The organism is Rhodanobacter sp. FW106-PBR-R2A-1-15 (assembly GCF_058789735.1).
In genome coordinates, this window is the sequence record NZ_JBYTEM010000009.1 from 1 (window position 1) to 18,612 (window position 18,612).

Here is an 18,612-nt window from a genome sequence, read left to right on the forward strand (position 1 = left end):
GTGGCTTGGGTCTGGTTAGTCGAAGCGCGTATCCTCGCCACTAGACTCGCAAGCTGATTGTTTTGTCGACACCCTCTGAGCGGCTGCCTCAGAACTCGGCCTCGTGCTCCTCGGCGGCAAAGCCGACGGTCACCGCGCCTTCGCCCACGTTGACCATGCCGGTGATGCTCATCGGCGCCGCCATCAGTTCGACGCCGCATTCCGCACAGGCTTGGCGCAGCTCGGTATAGCCCGGCAAGTGGGGCAGCATCTCCAGGTCGCCGCCATAGCTGACGCAGACCACCGGCACCAGCAGGCCGGCGCGCACCCGCCGCGCCACGTAGCCGAACAGTGCCTCTGCGCCCTGGTCGAAACCGCGCACCTTGCCGACCGGGCTGGTCTCGCCGCGGAAGCAGCGCAGGATGGGCTTGATGTCCAGCGCGGTGCCCACCATCGCGCTGAGCAGGCTGACACTGCGGTCGCCGCGCTTCTTGATGCGGTTGCGCAGGTGGATCAGGTCGCGCGGCAGCATGTAGCCGTAGCTGTGGTTGGCGATGTGCACCAGGCGTTCGCGGATCGTCGACGGCGGCTCGTTGGCGGCGATCAGCCGGGCCGCTTCACAAACGGCTGGGGCGGCGCCGGTGAATACGTTGCCGGTGTCCACCACGCGCATCATGAACGGACCGGTCACGCCGGCCTTCTCGCGCACCTGGCGGTAGTTCTTCAGGATCGCGAAGCTGGCCCTGTTGACGTTCTCGTTGATCGGGCTGCGGGTAGCGGTGATGGTCAGGCAGAACACGCAATCCTGCTCCAGCACCAGCTTTTCCAGGAACAGCTTCTGCACCTCTTCCACCGGGCAGGGCTCGGTCTCCGCCGAGTGGCTGCGGTGGCCCAGGCGGCGGTCGATGAAGCGCTGGATCTCGGCCGCGTTGCGGTCGTCCATGAAGACCTCGCCGTCCAGCCGCACGGTAATCGGCATGATCGCGACACGGTGCTCCTGCAGGAATTCCTGCGGCAGGTCGCAGGATGCATCGATTGCCAGGCCCATCCTCATCGCGTGACCCCCCGATCATCAATGGCAGGGGAAACATAGCATGGTGGCTGCTGTAGCGGCATTCGCCGATGGTCGCGCGCGGTGGCACGCCGGTGCGGCAGCGTCGTCGCCGGGTGCGTGCGAACAGGCTCTAAGATGGCGCAACTGATCTGGCATCCCGCCGGCGTGGCGTCGCCGGCAACCCCACCGGGCATCGCTTCACTCATGAAAAGCAAACAGGAAATCGTCTCCAATTGGCTGCCGCGCTACACCGGCGTGCCGCTCGAACAGTTCGGCGAGCACATCCTACTGACCAACTTCGGCCACTACGTGGAGTTGTTCGCGCAATGGCATAGCGTGGAGGTGCAGGGGCGCGACCGACCGATGCCGAGCGCCACCGCCGACGGCATCACCCTGATCAATTTCGGCATGGGCAGCCCCAACGCCGCCACCATGATGGACCTGCTTGGCGCGATCGGACCGAAGGCCGCGCTGTTCCTCGGCAAGTGCGGCGGGGTCAAGAAGAAGAACCAGCTCGGCGACCTGGTGCTGCCGATCGCAGCAATCCGTGGCGAGGGCACCAGCAACGACTACCTGCTGCCGGAGGTGCCGGCGTTGCCGGCGTTCCAGCTGCAGCGCGCGGTCTCCACCATGATCCGCGACCTCGGCCACGACTACTGGACCGGCACGGTGTACACCACCAACCGGCGCGTGTGGGAGCACGACGAGGCGTTCAAGGACTACCTGCGGCGTACCCGCTGCATGGCGGTGGACATGGAGACCGCGACCATCTTCGCCGCCGGCTTCGCCAACCGCATCCCGTGCGGCGCGCTGCTGCTGGTTTCCGACCAGCCGATGATCCCGGAAGGCGTGAAGACCGAGGCCAGCGACCGCCGGATCACCTCGGCATTCGTCGAGGCGCACATCCGCATCGGCATCGAGGCACTCAAATTGGTGCGCCGCAACGGCCGCAGCGTGAAGCACCTGCGTTTCGAGGCCGAGGCGGAGACGGACTGAGAGGTTGTGATTTTTTCAACCTCTCAGACCGGCCACCGCGAGGGCATGGCGAGGGCATGGATGCCCGAGTTGAGGCAACGCAGGAGCAGTTGCCCGATGCCCGGACATGAAACAGTCACGCCAGTGACTGTTTCATGTGAGCGAGTCCGGGCGCGTACCGGACTCGCGATCAAAGAAAACCACAGGATGTGGTTTTCTTCACAAGCTCTGAGCCCATCGGACGCCGCGGGGCTCGCGTGGAATCGCGTGGCCACCGCTATCGGGGGCGGATCCGGCACAAAACGCAAGAAGTTTCGTGTTTTGAAATAGTTGACAAGATGTAAACACCGCGTAATACAGTAGCCGTCGGAACGCCGGCTGCATCGGCCGAACCGCGGGACGCGTGGACGACCACCAAGCCGCCTCGGCAAGGTCTGCCAGTGATGCAAGCTCGCACAGAGTGTTATTTGCCTGTTAGTATCGGCCCGGTCTGGGTTCCCCGGGTCAGGGGTTCGGCAACCCGGTCGGATGGTGTTTCGGGGCAGGACTCATGCAGATTCCGGCTTACGACAAAAATTAATCGGAGGGTGTTTTCATGAAACTTGGGGTCACAAAACTTTCTTCATCAGTCCGCCTCGCGCTTTCGTTGGGTGCGGTCATCGCAGTAGGTACCTCGGGCACGGTTTTCGCCCAGGACACGGGTAGCCAGGACACGAGCAAGCCCAGCCAGGAAAAGGCCCAGACACTGCAGACCGTCGTGGTCACCGGCTCGCACATCCGTCGCGTGGACCTGGAAACGTCCAACCCGGTCGTGACCATCGATGCCGCGCAGATCAAGGCCACCGGCAAGCTGACGCTGGGCGACATCGTGCAGCAGCTGCCGGCGGTGACCGGCGGCAACATCAACCCGCAGGTCAACAACAGCGGCGGCACCGGCGGCAGCAGCATCGGCCTGCGCGGCCTGGGCGCTCAACGCACCCTGATCCTGATCGACGGCAAGCGCATCATCAACAGCGATCCGAACTCGATCCCGGCCGACATGATCGAGCGCATCGAAGTACTGACCGACGGCGCCTCCTCGGTGTACGGCTCCGACGCGATCGGCGGCGTGGTCAACTTCATCCTGAAGAAGGACTACCAGGGCGCCCAGTTCTCGGCGACCTACGGCGAGTCCGACCACAATGATGGCGCTACGACCGGTTACCGGTTCACGTTCGGCCAGACGTCCGACAAGGGCAGCATCATGGGCGGCGTCGACTACAACAAGACCGAAGCCGTGCTGGCCAAGAACCGCGACTTCTCCAAGAACGCGGTGTCGATCTACGGCAGCAGCCAGACCCCGATCTACAGCTACGTCGGTGGCTCCAGCTTCCCGGCCTACGGGCGCGTCCAGTTGCCGACCCAGTATCGGGGCACCGGCCCGGGACAGTACAACTGCAAGAACGTGGCGCTGAATCCAGGCGCCAGTGGCCAGAACATCGCCACCGACTACCACTGCTTCACCAATGCCGACAAGTACAACTATGCGGCGGTCAACCTGATCCAGACCCCGCAGGAGCGCACCAGCCTGTGGCTGAAGGGTACCTACAACCTGGGCGACCACGTCCAGGCCTACATGGACGCGTACCACAACAAGACCAGCTCGGGCTTCCAGCTGGCCCCGGCGCTGCTGGGCAGCCTGTACGGTGCGGTGATCTCCAAGGATGCGTACTACAACCCGTTCGGCCGGGAGTATTCGTCGGCCGGTCTGGACTACCGTGCACGCCTGGTGTCCGCCGGCAGCCGCGCGGCCAACTACGGCACCACCACCGACCAGATCCACACCGGTTTCAAGGGTGACTTCAACCTGCTGAACCACGACTGGAACTGGGACGTGGGCATGAGTTACGGCCACTTCTCGCAGCAGACCATCACCCGCGGCCTGCCGAACCAGGACAAGATCAACAAGGACCTGGGTCCGTCGCATCTGGATGCTGCCTCCGGCAAGGTGGTTTGCAATTCGGGCGCGGCCGGCTGCATGCCGTTCAACCCGTTCAACCTGTTCGACCCGAACTCGGTGGCAGCCCTCCAGGCGGCCGCGGTGCCGGCGATCAGCAACCAGTTCAACATCGAGCGCGTGTACTCGGCCGACGTCAACGGCGGCGTGTTCGATCTGCCGGCCGGTACCGTGCAGTTGGCCGCGGGCGCTTCCTACCGCAAGGAGTACACCCGCGCGGAAATCGATCCGCTGCTGCTGATCGATCCGTCCACCGGCAACTGCACCCTGGGCAGCCAGTGCAGCTCGCCGCTGCGTGGCGGCTACAACGTGAAGGAGGCCTACGCCGAGGTGTTCGTGCCGATCCTGACCGACATGCCGTTCGCACAGTCGCTGAACGTCACCATCGGTGACCGCTACTCGAAGTACAGCACCTTCGGCAGCACCAACAACAAGAAGTTCGCGGTGGAATACCGCCCGATCACCGACCTGCTGCTGCGCGGCACGGTGTCCGAGGTGTTCCGTGCGCCGACCATCGGCAACGTCTTCGGCGCGCCGATCAGCGACGCACCGAAGCTCAGCAGCGACCCCTGCGACCACATCACCACCGCCAATCCGGCCTGCGTGGGCGTGCCGACCGATGGCAGCTTCGTCAACCAGGACGCGGCGCTCGGCCAGCAGATCAAGGGCATTTCCTCCGGCTCGAAGTACGCCGGGTTCCCGCTGGGGCCGGAGAAGGGCAAGTCGTTCGACCTCGGCCTCGTCTACTCGCCGAGCTACGTGCCGGGGCTGTCGCTCAGTGTCGACGCGTGGCACCTGTACCTGAAGGACACGATCTCCTCGATCGGCGCGCAGACCGTGCTCGACCTCTGCTACGCCGGCCTCAACCAGTACTGCCCGCTGGTCAGCCGCTTCCCGACCGGCAGCGCCAACCCCGGCCAGATCGCGCAGATCATCGAGCCGACCGGCAACCTGGGCCGCACGGACGTGGCGGGTGTCGACTTCTCGGCTCGCTACAAGCTGCCGGAATTCTCGTTCGGCAAGTTCGTGGTGGGCCTGGATGGGACCTACATGTCGCGCTATGACCAGCAGACCGCGCCGGGCACCAGTGCCAACACGGTGTTCCACGACGCCGGCCACTTCATGCCGTTCGGCTCCAGCCAGGCGTCGACCTGCCCGAGCGGTGGCGGCGTGTGCCTGTTCCCGCGCTGGCGCGGCAACGGCTTCGTGAACTGGGACCTGGGCGATTGGAGCGCTTCCTGGCGCATGCGCTACATCGGCGCGTTCCGCAACGGCTCGAAGAGCCCGTCGCAGGACACCAACCCGGTGCAGAACCTGCCGGGCGTGGTGTTCAAGTACGGCGCGACGATCTACAACGACGTGTCGATCGGCTACAACATCGAACAGTTCAACACGCGCCTGGACTTTGGCGTGAACAACCTGTTCGACAAGCAGCCGCCGTTCCTGTACGCCAACAACACCCTCAACGCCAACACCGATCCGAGCGACTTCGACCTGCAGGGCCGCTACTTCTGGGGCCGCGTGACAGTGTCGTTCTGATTGACTGGACAGCACTGAGTAGCTGAAGCTGACGAGCCGCGCGGGCAACCCGCGCGGCTCTTCTTTTTTGGATAGTTGCCTCTCCCGTGATCAACGACATTCTCAGCGCCCTGCAAAGCGGCCGGCCGGCCGAGGTGGAGCGCCTTTCCCGAGCCGCCCTGGCCGAGCGTCCCGACGATCCAGACCTCGCCTTGTTCCTGGCGATCGGCCTGCAGCAGCAGGGGCGCCTGGCCGAGGCGCTGGAGGTTTACGCGGCCTTGGCGCAGAAGCACCCCGACGACTCGCTGCACTGGGGCAATTACGCGACCGCGCTGCGTGAGGCGGGGCGCGTACAGGAAGCCGAGAACGCTTATCTGCGTTCGATCGCACTGGCGCCGGACAACGAGGAACAGCTGACCAACCTGGGCCTGCTGCAGCTCGAACGAAAGGATTACCCGGCCGCCCGCGACACGCTGCTGCGCGCCCATGCGCTGGACCCGGCAGCGCCGGCTGTACGCATTCATGCCGCGCGCGCCTGTTCAGCCTGCCGCGACTCGCGCGCGGAAGAGCTGCTCCGTCCCTGGCGCGACTGGACCTCGCTGGACGATCCGCTGCAGCTGGAACTCGCCGACCTGCAACTGGTGCTCGGCGAGGCGAACATTGCCCGTGTGTTGCTGGAGGAGCTGCTGGAGCGCAGCCCCGGCCATCTGCCGGCGCGTCTGTTGCTGGCCGCGGTCTATGAACGCGTCAACGACCTCGACGGCAGCGCGGCCCTACTCGACCAAGTGGAGCGAAATCATCCGGCACTGGACGCCGAGGCGCAGCTGGAGATCGTCCACCAGCGCGCAAAGCTGGCGTTGCGCCGCGGGCAAACGGGGCAGGCGCGGCGGCTGCTTGAGCAAGCCGGACCGCGCACAGCCGACGACTATGCGCATTTCTTCTCCCTGGCCGAGGCCTGCGACAAGCTGCGCGATTACCCGGGCGCGATCGCCGCGCTGCACGAGGCGCATGCGCGCCAGATCGAGGAGCTGAAGCGCAACGCGCCGCGTCGCTTCGACCCCGCTGCGCCGGTGCTTCCGGCCGCGGTGGAACGCATCGGCGCCGAGGAGTTCCGGCGCTGGCCGGTGCTGCAAGGGCCCGACAGCACGAGCTCGCCCGTATTCATCGTGGGCTACCCGCGCTCGGGCACGACCCTGCTGGAACTGATGCTCGACGCCCATCCGGCACTGCAGTCGATGGACGAGCGGCCGTTCTTCACGATTCTCTCCGACCAGCTCGCCGATCACGGCATCACGGTGCCGCAGGATCTGCACAAGCTCGACCAGCATGCCTGCGACGAATTGCGCAAGGGTTACGTGAGCCTGGTCTGCTCGAAGATCCAGCGGCGCTGGAGCGCGCAGCTGGTCGACAAGAATCCGCTGAACATGCTGTGGCTGCCGCTGATCTACCGGCTGTTCCCCGAGGCGAAATTCATCCTCGCATTGCGCCATCCGTGCGACGTGCTGGTCAGCAACTACATGCAGAACTTCCGCGCCGCCGTGCTGGCGGTGGCGTGCGCCTCGATGGAGAAGCTGGCCACCGCCTACGTGACGGCGATGGAGTGCTGGCTGCACGACGTGGCGCTGTTCCAGCCGAACGTGTTCGTTTCCCGCTACGAGGATCTGGTGGCCGACCCGGCTGCACAGACGCGGCGCATCGCCGACTTCCTCGGCCTGGAGGACGCCACGCCGCTGCTGCATTTCGATCGCCACGCGCGCGACAAGGGCTTCATCGCCACGCCGAGCTACGCACAGGTCACCCAGCCGGTGAACCGCAAGGGGCTCGATCGCTGGAAGCGCTATCGCGAGGCGCTGGCACCGGCGCTGCCGATCCTCGATCCGATGCTCCGGCACTGGGGCTATTCGGTCGCGGACGCCGACGAATCCGCTGGTGGCTGATGCTCAGTCGTCCGCCATCCGTGCAAGCTCCGGCAGCAGTGTGGCGTAGGCGCGCCAGCGCTGCACCGAGCGGGAGTGCACGGGCTGGCGCGCCTGCCACAGGCTGGCCGTGTTGATGGCGCGTTCCTGGCCGGGCGCCATGGGCGGGATGGCGGCGGGCAGCCCCAGCCAGTCGGCCAGGGCGCCGATGCAGGCGGTGGGGTCGGCGACTAGGTCTTCATAACGCACTTCGCGCACGGCGGTCGGGTAACGCCGTTGCCAGTGCGCCATCAGCCGCCGTGTGCCGTGGATGACCGCCGCGATGTCGGCGAAATCACCGGCAAAGTCCTGCGTGCCGGGATGGAACGACTGCATCCACAGCGAGAGTGCGTTGTCCCGGGCGTTGCGGCGGCAATGGATCACCCGCGCCTGCGGGAACAGCGCGAGGATCAGGTCCACGTGCATGTCGTTGTGCGGCTGCTTGTCGATGTACCAGCGCGCGGGGGCATCGTCCTGCACCAGTTGGGCCGCATAGGCCGTGGCGGCCAGCGGCATCTGCGCGGCGCGTTCGCGCTCCGAGGCGATGGCATCGAGGCGTGCTGCTAGCGTCGGCAGCCAGGGCAGCTCCCCGCGATGCCGCACCGCCGGGTGTTGGGCCAGCTGTTCGGCCAGCAGCGTGCTGCCGGACCGCGGCATGCCCACGATGAAGACAGGCGTCCACGCGTGGTCCCATGCCGGCTGGACGGGCGGCGCCGGCCGCGTCAGCCGCAGTTCCACGCTGCGCCGCCATGCCTTGCGGTTCCATGGCTGCCGTTCGCGCACGAGGCGGTTGGCCTCGGCCCAGGCAGCGGCGGCGCGGGCATGCTCGCCGAGATCGTCGCAGGCCTTGCCCAGTGCGAACAGCAGGCCGCTGCGCGCATGCGGACTCAGGTCGTTGCGCGCCAGGTGGTGTTCGAACAGCGCGAGGTCCGGATGCTGGCGGTCGCGGTAGCGCTGCAGGCCGGCCAGGCCGAGCGGGACGTGCCATTCCAGCGCCAGCGGGCTGCCAGCCAGCGCTGCCTGCTGATGCAGGCGCGCCTCGTCGAAACGTCCCAGTTGCGATGCCAGCGCGCCGGCGTGCGCGCGCAGGCGGGGATCGTCAAGGCCGCGGGCGAAGGCGTCCGTGCACAGCTGCAGCGCCTGCGCCTGGCGCCCGCAGTCGTCGAGCATCTCCACTGCGGTGATCCGCTGCTCGATGCTGGCCGTGCCGGCCGTGCAGGCACTGGTCAGCACCTCGCCGGCGGCCACCATCCGGCCCTGTTCGCGCAGCAGGCGCGCCAGCACGAAGGCGGCGGGCAGATGGTCCGGCGTGCGCTGCAGGATGCCTCGCAGGCGCCGTTCGGCGCCGGGTCGATCGCCCCGCTGGATCGCCAGGCCTGCGAGCGCCAGCGCAAGCTCGTCGGATCCAGGATGAGCAGCGACGGCCGCTTCCAGCGTGTTCGCCGCAGCCGCCACGTCGCCACGCAATATCTGCGCCTGCGCGGCTTGCAGCAACAGCTGCTCATCCGGAAGTGCAGGCGTGGTCGGCGTCATCGGCGCTTCCGCGGATGCGCTCAGGCCTGCCAGGGCGGCTGGCCGAGCGCGGTGCGCAGCGGGTCGAGCAGGGCGCCATAGCGTGTACTGTGCGCGGTGTCGCCGCGCAGTGGCTGGCGCACCTGGCTGGCGCTGGGCGAGCGCACCTCGCGGGTGTTTTCATGGAAATTCAGGCAGGCCGGGTCGAACGGCAGCCCGCAGAAGTCCAGCAAGGCGCGGATGCGGGCCTCCGGCTCGGCCAGCAGCGCCTCGTAGTCGTGCAGCAGCACTGCCTGCGGATGGCGCGCGGCGAGCCGCTGCAGGCTGCGCTCGCAGTCGCGCCAGAAACTGGCCAGGTCGCCGAAGTCGCGGCTGTACTCGTTGTTGTCCAGGCGCTGGCGATAGCAGGAGAAGCAGGTCTCCAGCGGGTCGCGACGGCAGCCGACGATGCGCGCCCCCGGCAGCATGGCACGGATGGCTTCGGCGTAGATCCAGTTGCTCGGCAGCTTGTCGGTGAAACGCGGGCGGTGCTTGCGCCAATGGGCCGTGCGTTCGAGATAGCGGTGGCCAAGTCGCGACCAGTCGGTGGGCTGCATGTGCGGCACCCAGCGCGGAAACGGCTGCCCGCGCCGGCGCGACTCCTCGGCCAGCACCTGCGGCAGGTCCGGCAGCTCGCCGGTGCCCTCCACCTGCGGATGCGAGGCGAGGATCTGCTCGGCCAGCGTGGAGCCGGAGCGCGGCAGGCCGACGATGAAGATCGCCTCGTGCCCCAGGCCGGGCTCGTCCGCGCCCGCCGGCGGCGGATCGAAGGCCGCCGCCAGGGCGTCGATCGCCGCCGAGTAGCCGGCGGCGTTCCACTGCTGGCGTCGCCGCGCGATGGTGTTCGCCGTGGCGATCGCCTGCAGTGATTCGGCGTACTGGCCCTGATCGTCCAGCGCGCGCGCCAGTGCGAAGCCGATCGCGATGCGGTCGTCGTCGGTGGCGCGCGGTTCCCGCAGCGCGGCCCGCATGGCGGCGACGTCGGCCTCGCCCATGCGCGTGGTCTTCAGATCGGCCAGCCCCCACCACGCCATGCCGGCCCATGCCCGTTCGGCCAGCACACGCCGGTATTCGGCGGCGGCTTCGGCTGGTTGCCCGCGCATGCGCAGCATGTCCGCCCGCAGTGCGCGTGCGTCGGTGGCGTGCGGGTCGAGTTCCACCGCGCGGCGCAGGGCGGCCTCGGCCTCGTCGTTGCGCACGCTGCGGGTCAGCATCACGCCGAGGTTGTACCAGGCCAGCGCCATGTCCGGCTGCAGCCGGCAGGCGGCCCGCAGGGCATCGATGGCGCCGTCGTATTCGCCGGCCTGGCCGAGCAGGGTGGCCAGCGTGTTGAGGTAGATCGGATCGTCCGGGTGGCCGGCGAGTGCCGTCCGCATCAGCGCGATGGCCTCCTGGTGGCGCCCCTGCATGCCCAGGATGCCGGCGTGCAGGCGCTGCACTTCGGGGTGATCGGGCTGGCCGGCGAGCAGTGGCGCCATGCGCGCGGTCGCGACATCGAGACGGCCGTCGTCGAGCGCCCGCGCGACGGCGGATACAGCCCGCGTCAGGTCAGGGGTGAGGCCATGCAGTCGTGCCGACATCCGGGCTCCGTGTGTGTGGTGGGCGCGGCAGCGCCGCGAACGGCTATTATGCCTGCTCGGCGACGGTCCGCTTCGTGCGGGCGGCAGTGGCATGGCACAACCCGCGGAGCACCATCGATGAGCGTTTCCTCTTCGCCCGACCCCGTGTCGTCATTGCGGGAGACTGTTCGCGTGCAGTTGCAGGGCGGACAGATGGCGGCGGCGGAATCCTCCTGTCGGCAATTGCTCGAGTACGAGCCCAATGACGTCGACGCACTGATCTTCCTGGCCGACCGCGAGCTGGCTCAGCGCAACGCGCCGCAGGCGATACTGCTGCTGAACCGGGCCGAGCGGGCGCATCCCGACCATCCCGGCGTGGCTCACCAGCTGGGCAACGTGCATCTTGCCGGCGGCGACTTCGAGGCCGCCGCCAGCTACCTTCAACGGGCGCTGGCGGTGGCGCCGCGCATGTTCCTGGCGCGGTTGCGCCTGGGTATCGCGCTGGAGCAGCTGGGGCAGGAGCAGCAGGCGCTGACCGCCTACTTCATGGCGGTGCGCAGCGCGCAGGAGCAGGGCCGCTGGCTCAGTGACGCGACCACCGCGCCCGGCCTGCGCGAGCCGGTGAAGTACGCCATGAGTTATGCCAATGCCGGGCGCAGGCGCCTGTTCGATGCGGCGCTGGAGCCGTTGCGCGAGCGTTACGGCCGCTCCGAGCTGCGCCGGGTGGATCGTGCGCTGGCGATCCATCTCGGGCTGGAGCCGATGCCGTCGATCGATCCGCGCCAGCGTCCGCTGTTCCTCTATTTTCCCGACGTCCCCAGCCAGCCGTTCTATCTGCGTGAGCGCTTTCCCTGGCACGAGACGCTGGAGGCGGCTGCTGCGGCGGTGCGTGAAGAACTGCTGGCCGTGCTGGCGAGCGAGCAGCCGCTGGAATCCTTCCTCGGCGTGGACGACCCCGCCCAGGCGCAGTCGATGCTGCGCGGGTCGGATGGCCACGCCGCCGCATGGGATGCCTACTTCTTCCATCGCCACGGCGACCGCTATGAGGATCATTGCGCCGCCTGCCCGCGCACCAGCGCCGTGCTGGATGCGGTGCCGCTGGTGCGCATCCGCGACCATGCGCCGGAAGCGCTGTTTTCGGTACTGCGCCCGGGCACCCATATCCTGCCGCACCGCGGCGTGACCAACACCCGCCTGGTCACCCACCTGCCGCTGATCGTGCCGTCCGACTGTGCGCTGCGCGTGGCCGGGCAGATCCACTCCTGGCGCGAGGGAAGTTGCGTCACGTTCGACGACACCTTCGAGCACGAGGCCTGGAACCGCAGTCCGTTCACCCGCGTGGTGCTGATCCTGGACAGCTGGAACCCCGACCTGACCGAGGCGGAGCGGGCGGCGGTGACCGACCTGGTTGAGGCCATCGGCGACTTCAACGCGTCGTGCGAGCTGGCCGCCGACCCGGCCTGATCGGCGCCGCATCGGCTCCAGCGAAAACGGCGCTTCGAGGCGCCGTTTTCCCGTGTCGGCCGGCTGCGATGCCGCTCAGTAGCGCGGCACGCCCGGGTCGATCTCGCTGGCCCACGCGTCCATGCCGCCTTCCACGTTGTGCAGATTGCTGAAGCCGTGCGCGGCGAAGCGTTCGGCCATGGCGCGGCTGGACATGCCGTGGTGGCAGACGAAGGCCAGCGCGGTGTCCTTTGGCAGGCTGGCCAGCTTTTCGTAGCCTTCCTCTTCCAGCACCCGGGCCTGCGCCAGCGGCGCGGCCACGGCGCGGTCGGCGGCGGGGCGCACGTCGACCAAGGTGATGTCATGGGCGGCCAGGCGCTGCTGCAGCTGCTGCACACTGAGCGACTTGATCTCGACGGCGCCGGGGAACTTCAGGCTGAGGCCCTCGCCCTGCACGGTGGAGACCCAGTCGATTACGATGCCCTTCGCGCGCTGCGCGCTGGCCGGGTCGAAGTGGACCTCCAGCCCGTTTGCCGTGGCCACGATGTCGTGTTCGCCAGCCGGCGCCAGCTGGAAGCCGGCGCTGTGGTCGGGGCCGATCTCCAGGTGCAGCGCCATGCCCTGCGCGCCGGCGGTACCCTGGCGGATCGCCTCGGCGGCGGCGTCGGTGATGGTGATTTCCGGCGGGGTACGGTCCGGTGCGGCGATGCCGAACAGCGCGTGCAGCTCGCCGCTGCCGTACATCTGGCGGATGATGTCGGCGCCGCCGACCAGCTCGCCTTCGACGTACAGCTGCGGGATGGTCGGCCAGTCGCCGTAGGCCTTGATGCCTTCGCGGATTTCCGGATCGTCCAGCACATTGACCGTGTGGTACTCCGGCAGCAGCTCGTTCAGCGTGTTGGTGGCGGCGGCGGAGAAGCCGCACATCGGCTGTTGGCGGTCGCCCTTCATGAACAGCACCACGCGGTGGTCCTTGAGCAGGGTTTCAATACGTTCGCGGGTGGCGGCGTCGAGGGACATAGGAAACTCCGGGGGAAGAAGCACAATGATACGCCGTCCGATATGCGGCGATCCCGCCGGCCTTCAAGCCCGCCCGCCTCAGGCGACCCGGTGCAGTTCGCCAAGGTCGTGCCGGCGCGCGCCCAGTGGCGCCAGCGCCAGTACCGCGGCCGGCGAGGGCCACACCAGTTCGCGGCTGGCCCGGCCCAGCGCGGTGGGCTGCTCGCTCCAGTGGATCAGCTCCATGGCGCCGGTATGGTCCTCGACCAGCGCGGTGCAATGCTCGACCCAGTCGCCGTCGTTGAGATAGAGCACGCCGTCCAGCTCGCGCACGTGGCCAAAGTGGATGTGCCCGCAGATGTGGCCGTCGAAGCCGCGCTCGCGCGCATCGGCGGCCACGCGCTGCTCGTAGGCGCGGATATACGCCAGCGCCCGCGCGATGCGCGACTTGAGGATGATCGACAGCGGCAGGTACGGCAGTTCCAGCCGTTGGCGCAGCGCATGCAGCCGGCGGTTGCTCCAGCAGATGAGTCGATGCATCGCCTCGCCGAGCTGCAGCATCCAGCGGCGGCCGAGCGGGCTTCGATCGAGCTCGCACGGGTCGAATTCGTCGCCGTGGCTGACCCGGTAGCGGCGACCGTCGGCGCCGATGTGCACGGCGTCCAGCGCAATCCGCACGCCGCCGATGCATTGCCCATGCAGGCTGCGCATGGGCGCGTCGTGGTTGCCGGGGATGTAGGTCACCTCGACGCCGCGGCGCGCCAGCGCCAGCACCTCGGCGATCACCGCGCCGTGTTCGGCGCGCCAGCCCTGGCGGCGGGACAGCGCCTCCAGATCGACGATGTCGCCGACCAGGTAGAGCTTCTCGCAGCGCAGCCGGCGCAGGAAGTCGAGCAGGTAGGCGGCCTTGCAGTCCGGCGTGCCCAGGTGCACGTCGGAGATGAAGGCGCTGCGGCAGTGCAGGCTGGTCATGGCGCATTCCCCGGTGGTGGCCCGGGGCGCCAGTGTGCGATCGCCACGTCACCGTGCGATGGCGGAATGGTTGCAGGGTCGTTGCGGTCAGGAGCGAAGCGCCGCGCGCGCGCCCGGCTCGATCGCCTCCGCCCACAGCACGTACTGCGCGGCGGAAGGGTGCAGGCCGTCCTCGGCGAGCAGCTCGGGGTGTCGGCGCGAGATGCCGGTGATGTCGACGAAACGCACGCCGGCGCGGCGGCAGGCGTCGCCGGCGATCGCGTTGTAGGCATCCAGTTCTGCGGCGATGCGCGCGCCGTCGTGGCCCTGCCCGGCGGCGAAGCGGGTGACGCCCCAGTCGGGGATCGACGCCACCACCACCCGCGTCGCGCGCTCGCCGGCCAGCGTGATCGCGCGGGCCAGCAGGCCGGCGAACTCGCTGCGGTAGTCCTCGGCCGGGCGGCCGCGGTACTGGTTGTTCACGCCGATCTGCAGCGTCACCAGCGCGTAGGGCGGCGCCAGCGGCGCGGCGTCCATGCCCTGCGCCAGTTCGTCGGTGGTCCAGCCGGTGACGGCGACGATCTGCGGCTCGCCGATCGGCGCGCCGGCCCGGCGCAGCCGCTGCGCCAGCACGGCCGGCCAGCGCTCGTGCGTGGCCACCGCTTCGCCGATGGTGTAGGAGTCGCCGAGGGCGAGCCAGCTCGGCATGCGGTCAGGCCACCGCGACGGCGGGGTTGGGCGACTGCTCATGCGCCATCCGCGAGAGCACCCGCTCGATCCGCACGAACACCTCGCGCAGCTGCGCCGGCGGCGGCAGCAGGGTCAGCCGGAAGTGGCGGCTGCCCGGCACGTTGAAGCTGCTGCCGGGCACCACCAGCACCGATTCCTCTTCCAGCAGGCGCAGCGCGAAGGCCTCGTCGTCGAAGCTGGGGATGCGCTCGGCGCGTACCTGCGGGAACGCGTACAGCGCGCCACCCGGGGCGACCAGTTCCAGATGGTCGCTGGCCGCCACCCCTTCCAGCACGATCCGGCGCGCCTCGTGCAGGCGCCCGCCGGGCGCGGTCAGCGTGCCGATCGTGGGCGCGTCCTGCAGCGCCGGCAGCACCGCCCACTGCGCGGTGACGTTTGCGCACAGGCGCAGCGCGGCCAGCAGCTGCAGCGCATCGCGGTACGCGGTGGTGCGTGCGCGAGCACCGGACAGACTCATCCAGCCGACCCGGTAGCCGCAGGCGCGGTGCACCTTGGACAGGCCGCCGAAGCTGAGGCAGGGCACCTCGCCGGCCACCTCGGCCAGCGGCTGGAATGCGGCGCCGTCGTACAGGATCTCGTCGTAGATCTCGTCGGACAGCAGCAGCAGCCGGTGCCGCGCGGCGATGTCCACCAGCCGCTGCAGCAGCGCGCGCGGGTACACCGCGCCGGTGGGGTTGTTCGGGTTGATCAGCACCAGCGCGCGAGTGCGCGGGGTGACCAGCGCCTCGACCTCGTCCGGATCGGGCAGGTGGCCGTCGCGGGCCAGGCAGCGGTAGTAGCGCGGCTGGCCGCCGTTGAGAATGGTGGCGGCGCTCCACAGCGGGTAGTCGGGGCTGGGCAGCAGCACCTCGTCGCCGGCCTGCAGCAGCGCGCGCAGGCTCAGGTCGATCAGTTCGCTGACGCCGTTGCCGATGAAGATGCGCTCGGCCTCGACGCCGCGCGCACCGCGTGCGCGCTGCTGCGCGGCGATCGCTTCGCGGGCCGGTTCCAGGCCCTGCTCGTGGCCGTAGGCCTCGCTGTCGTGCAGGTGGGCGGCGATCGCCTCGCGCAGGTGCGCCGGCGTCGCAAAGCCGTAGCGGCCGGGGTTGCCGATGTTGAGCTTGATGATGTCGAGGCCGGCAGCCTCCAGCTCGCGCGCGCGCCGGGTCAGCGCGCCGCGGATTTCGTAGCGCACGTCCGCCAGGTGCGCACTGGGTGTGATCGGGGCCAATGCTGGTGTCCTCTGTTGCCTGGGATGGGTTCGACGGGTCTGATGCTAGCAGCGTGGTGCAGTGCAGCGCGAGCGGGTTTTGAGCCGGTTTCCGGTTCATCGTCGGGCAATCTTCAGGCAGGGCATAATCGCCGGACCGTGCCGACCGATCCGCCCCATGAGTGAAGCCGAAACGATCGAACGCCTGCGCCGCATCGGCTGGCGCGGTGGCGCGCAGCCCGGCGCCGGGCTGCGGCTGGCGCGGGTGGTGGCCCAGCATCGCGCCGGCTACGAGCTGCACGACGGCGAGAGCCTGTTCGGCGCGCAGCCGGACGGGCGTTTTCTCAGGCGCGGCCTCGATCCGGCCGAGCGGCCGGTGGTCGGCGATTTCGTCGAGGTCGAGCCGGGCCGGCCGCCGCACATCGTCAAGGTGCTGGCGCGGCGCACGCTGCTGTCGCGCGCGGCGGCGGGCGAGCGCTACGAGCGCCAGCTGATCGCCGCCAACATCGACTACGTGCTGGTGCTGACCGGGCTGGACGGCGACTTCAACCCGGCGCGGATCGAGCGCTACCTGTCGCTGACCGAGGGCTCCGGCGCGCAGCCGGTGGTGCTGCTGAGCAAGCTCGATACCCGCGAGGACGCCGCCGCCCAGCTCGACGCCCTGCGCGCGCGGCTGCCCGCGGGCACGCCGATCCACGCACTGAACGGCAAGGACCCGACCAGCGTGGCGCCGCTGGCCGCCTACCTGCAGCCGGGCGACAGCGCGGTGCTGGTGGGTTCCTCCGGCGCCGGCAAGTCCACCTTGACCAACACCTTGCTCGGCATCGCCCGCATGGCTACCGCCGAGGTGCGCCGCCACGACAGCCGCGGTCGCCACACCACCACCCATCGCGCGCTGCTGCAGCTGCCCTCGGGCGGCTGCCTGATCGACACCCCCGGCATGCGCGAGCTGAAGCTGACCGGCGAGGAAAGCCTCGACCTGTTCGCCGACATCGAGGTGCTCGCCGAGCAATGCCGTTTCGCCGACTGCGGCCACGGCAGCGAGCCGGGCTGCGCGGTACAGGCGGCGCTGGACAGCGGCGAGCTGGCGCCGGGGCGCTGGCGCAGCTTCCTCAAGCTGCACGATGAGCGCGAGGAGCAGGCGGCGACCCTGGAAGCGCGCCTGCGCCGCCAGCGTGGCGGCCGGCCGAGCGAACGCCCGCACGGCCATCGCGGGCAGCGCGAGCGGGATTGAGCCGGCGCGCGTGGCCATGCGGACGGGGCACGCCAAAGCATCTAGTATCGCGGCATCGTTGCAGCGGAGGGCAGGCATGCGCCGGTTGTCGTCGTCAGGTCCCGGGCCGCGCCGTCGTTCCGGTGCGTCGCGTGGGGCCGCGCGATGAGCGCGGCGGACGGCGCCGTGGCGCCGCAGCTGCAGCGCTACGCCGCGCTCGACCAGCGCCTGCTGGCGGCGGTGCGCGGCATCCGCATCCTGCCCACGGTGGCGTGGCCGGCGTCGCTGGAGGACCGCATGATCGCGGACTACGCCGGCGGCCGCTTCGCCTTGCCGCAGGTGAGCTACGCTCGGCCGGACCTGTCCGCGGCGCGCGCCGAACTGGCGGCGATCGAGGCGGCCGCGGGCGGCGGTGACCCGGCGGATAGCGACCCGCTGGGCGATTACCTGCGCCGCACCGCCGAATCCTGGCGCATCGCCGCCGGCATGCTGGAGTCGGTCGGCAGCGCCGGCGTCACTGCGCCGTCGATCGCGCTGTATGGACGGCCGGACGACACCATCCCCGGCAGCCAGCGCAGCAACCTCGACGCGGCGCGCTACTTCGTCGAGCTGTCCGACGAACTGGGCGCGGACCTGCTGGCCGACGACAGCAGCGTGAACATGCCGGCCGACGTATTGCGCAGCGACCTAGCCGCCACTCTGGACGAGTTCTTCGGCGCGGGCACCATCAGTGTCGAGGTCGACCCCGAGCTCACCGCCAAGGCCGCCGCCGGCGCCACCCGCATCCGCCTGCGCGGCGGCGCCAGCTTCAGCGCATACGACCGCCACCAGCTGCTGGCGCACGAGGCGTTCGTGCATTCGTTGACCGCGCTGAACGGCCGTCGGCAGCCGCTGCTGGCCTCGCTGGCGCGCACTTCGCCGCGGGTCACCGCCACCCAGGAAGGCCTGGCGGTGTTCGCCGAGCTGATGTCCGGCGCGATCGACATCGCCCGGCTCAAGCGCATCAGCCTGCGCATCCTGGCGATCGACATGGCGCTCAATGGCGCCGACTTCGTCGAGGTCTACAAGTATTTCAGCGCCTGCGGCCAGAACGCGGCGGACAGTTTCCATTCGGCCCAGCGCGTGTTCCGCGGCGTGCCGCTGGGTGGCGGTGCGGCGTTCGCCAAGGACAACGTCTACCTGTCCGGCCTGCTTACCGTGCACACGTTCTTCCGCTGGGCGTTGCGGCAGCGGCGGATGGACCTGCTGCGGCATCTGTTTGCCGGCAAGCTGACCCTGCACGACGTGGTCGCGCTGCAGCCGCACTTCGAATCCGGCGCGATCCTGCCGCCGCGCTGGCTGCCGCCGTGGATGCAGCATGTGCACGGGCTGGCCGGCAAGCTGGCGTTCTCGGTCTTCGTCAACGGCATCCACATGAGCAAGGTGCAGGCCGGCGATCTGTCGCTGGACGTCTGACCTGGCGTGTCGGGACTGCCGCGGC

Annotated in this window: 13 protein-coding genes; 6 read left to right on the plus strand and 7 right to left on the minus strand. The window is 69.1% G+C overall.

Annotated elements, in window-relative coordinates; genetic code table 11:
* Window positions 1–88: 88 nt before the first annotated feature.
* Complete coding sequence (locus AC3WTD_RS06730; protein ID WP_027492897.1) at window positions 89–1,033, minus strand: DegV family protein; 945 nt, start codon at window positions 1,031–1,033, stop codon at window positions 89–91.
* A 204-nt stretch (window positions 1,034–1,237) separates the two neighbouring features.
* Here AC3WTD_RS06730 and AC3WTD_RS06735 point away from each other — a divergent pair, with 204 nt between their 5' ends.
* The 3 genes from AC3WTD_RS06735 (at window position 1,238) to AC3WTD_RS06745 (ending at window position 7,459) form a co-directional block, all read left to right on the plus strand.
* Window positions 1,238–2,029 carry an AMP nucleosidase gene (locus tag AC3WTD_RS06735; RefSeq protein WP_492613307.1) on the plus strand — a complete coding sequence of 264 codons (792 nt, stop codon included), beginning with the start codon at window positions 1,238–1,240 and terminating at the stop codon, window positions 2,027–2,029.
* Between the two features lie 625 nt (window positions 2,030–2,654).
* The gene (locus tag AC3WTD_RS06740) at window positions 2,655–5,543 is read left to right on the plus strand and encodes a TonB-dependent receptor plug domain-containing protein (RefSeq protein ID WP_492613308.1); all 2,889 of its coding nucleotides are present in this window, start codon (window positions 2,655–2,657) and stop codon (window positions 5,541–5,543) included.
* Between the two features lie 86 nt (window positions 5,544–5,629).
* Entirely contained in the window at window positions 5,630–7,459 is a 1,830-nt protein-coding gene (locus AC3WTD_RS06745) for a tetratricopeptide repeat-containing sulfotransferase family protein (protein ID WP_492613309.1), read from the plus strand.
* A 3-nt stretch (window positions 7,460–7,462) separates the two neighbouring features.
* Here AC3WTD_RS06745 and AC3WTD_RS06750 read toward each other — a convergent pair whose 3' ends face one another.
* Together AC3WTD_RS06750 and AC3WTD_RS06755 are read right to left on the minus strand one after the other, a co-directional pair.
* A complete protein-coding gene (locus AC3WTD_RS06750; RefSeq protein ID WP_492613310.1) occupies window positions 7,463–9,010 on the minus strand; it encodes a sulfotransferase family protein in 1,548 nt (515 codons plus the stop codon).
* A gap of 20 nt (window positions 9,011–9,030) precedes the next feature.
* Window positions 9,031–10,608: a tetratricopeptide repeat-containing sulfotransferase family protein gene (locus tag AC3WTD_RS06755; RefSeq protein ID WP_492613311.1), complete on the minus strand. Its 1,578-nt coding sequence runs from the start codon at window positions 10,606–10,608 to the stop codon at window positions 9,031–9,033.
* A 117-nt stretch (window positions 10,609–10,725) separates the two neighbouring features.
* Here AC3WTD_RS06755 and AC3WTD_RS06760 point away from each other — a divergent pair, with 117 nt between their 5' ends.
* The gene (locus tag AC3WTD_RS06760; RefSeq protein WP_492613312.1) at window positions 10,726–12,051 is read left to right on the plus strand and encodes an aspartyl/asparaginyl beta-hydroxylase domain-containing protein; all 1,326 of its coding nucleotides are present in this window, start codon (window positions 10,726–10,728) and stop codon (window positions 12,049–12,051) included.
* Between the two features lie 75 nt (window positions 12,052–12,126).
* Here AC3WTD_RS06760 and grxD read toward each other — a convergent pair whose 3' ends face one another.
* The 4 genes from grxD to AC3WTD_RS06780 all read right to left on the minus strand — a co-directional run bounded on the left by grxD (window position 12,127) and on the right by AC3WTD_RS06780 (window position 15,940).
* Window positions 12,127–13,050: a Grx4 family monothiol glutaredoxin gene (gene grxD / locus AC3WTD_RS06765; protein WP_492613313.1), complete on the minus strand. Its 924-nt coding sequence runs from the start codon at window positions 13,048–13,050 to the stop codon at window positions 12,127–12,129.
* 78 nt (window positions 13,051–13,128) lie between these two features.
* Window positions 13,129–14,001, minus strand: a complete 873-nt coding sequence (locus tag AC3WTD_RS06770; RefSeq protein WP_492613314.1) for a UDP-2,3-diacylglucosamine diphosphatase — start codon at window positions 13,999–14,001, stop codon at window positions 13,129–13,131.
* Window positions 14,002–14,088: 87 nt separating this feature from the next.
* A complete protein-coding gene (locus AC3WTD_RS06775; protein ID WP_492613315.1) occupies window positions 14,089–14,688 on the minus strand; it encodes an SGNH/GDSL hydrolase family protein in 600 nt (199 codons plus the stop codon).
* A 4-nt stretch (window positions 14,689–14,692) separates the two neighbouring features.
* A complete protein-coding gene (locus AC3WTD_RS06780) occupies window positions 14,693–15,940 on the minus strand; it encodes an aminotransferase class I/II-fold pyridoxal phosphate-dependent enzyme (RefSeq protein WP_027492906.1) in 1,248 nt (415 codons plus the stop codon).
* A gap of 157 nt (window positions 15,941–16,097) precedes the next feature.
* On the opposite strand from AC3WTD_RS06780, the gene rsgA reads away from it, so the two are divergent.
* Together rsgA and AC3WTD_RS06790 are read left to right on the plus strand one after the other, a co-directional pair.
* Entirely contained in the window at window positions 16,098–17,153 is a 1,056-nt protein-coding gene (gene rsgA / locus AC3WTD_RS06785; protein ID WP_027492907.1) for a ribosome small subunit-dependent GTPase A, read from the plus strand.
* Window positions 17,154–17,297: 144 nt separating this feature from the next.
* Window positions 17,298–18,587: a peptidase MATCAP family protein gene (locus AC3WTD_RS06790; protein ID WP_027492908.1), complete on the plus strand. Its 1,290-nt coding sequence runs from the start codon at window positions 17,298–17,300 to the stop codon at window positions 18,585–18,587.
* Window positions 18,588–18,612: the final 25 nt, after the last annotated feature.

Excerpts from the sequence above, each read along its gene's own strand:
- AC3WTD_RS06755 (WP_492613311.1), bottom strand. The coding sequence starts at position 10,608 with ATGTCGGCACGACTGCATGGCCTCACCCCTGACCTGACGCGGGCTGTA.
- rsgA (WP_027492907.1), top strand. The coding sequence starts at position 16,098 with ATGAGTGAAGCCGAAACGATCGAACGCCTGCGCCGCATCGGCTGGCGC.
- AC3WTD_RS06750 (WP_492613310.1), bottom strand. The coding sequence starts at position 9,010 with ATGACGCCGACCACGCCTGCACTTCCGGATGAGCAGCTGTTGCTGCAA.
- AC3WTD_RS06735 (WP_492613307.1), top strand. The coding sequence starts at position 1,238 with ATGAAAAGCAAACAGGAAATCGTCTCCAATTGGCTGCCGCGCTACACC.
- AC3WTD_RS06775 (WP_492613315.1), bottom strand. The coding sequence starts at position 14,688 with ATGCCGAGCTGGCTCGCCCTCGGCGACTCCTACACCATCGGCGAAGCG.
- grxD (WP_492613313.1), bottom strand. The coding sequence starts at position 13,050 with ATGTCCCTCGACGCCGCCACCCGCGAACGTATTGAAACCCTGCTCAAG.
- AC3WTD_RS06730 (WP_027492897.1), bottom strand. The coding sequence starts at position 1,033 with ATGAGGATGGGCCTGGCAATCGATGCATCCTGCGACCTGCCGCAGGAA.
- AC3WTD_RS06770 (WP_492613314.1), bottom strand. The coding sequence starts at position 14,001 with ATGACCAGCCTGCACTGCCGCAGCGCCTTCATCTCCGACGTGCACCTG.
- AC3WTD_RS06760 (WP_492613312.1), top strand. The coding sequence starts at position 10,726 with ATGAGCGTTTCCTCTTCGCCCGACCCCGTGTCGTCATTGCGGGAGACT.
- AC3WTD_RS06790 (WP_027492908.1), top strand. The coding sequence starts at position 17,298 with ATGAGCGCGGCGGACGGCGCCGTGGCGCCGCAGCTGCAGCGCTACGCC.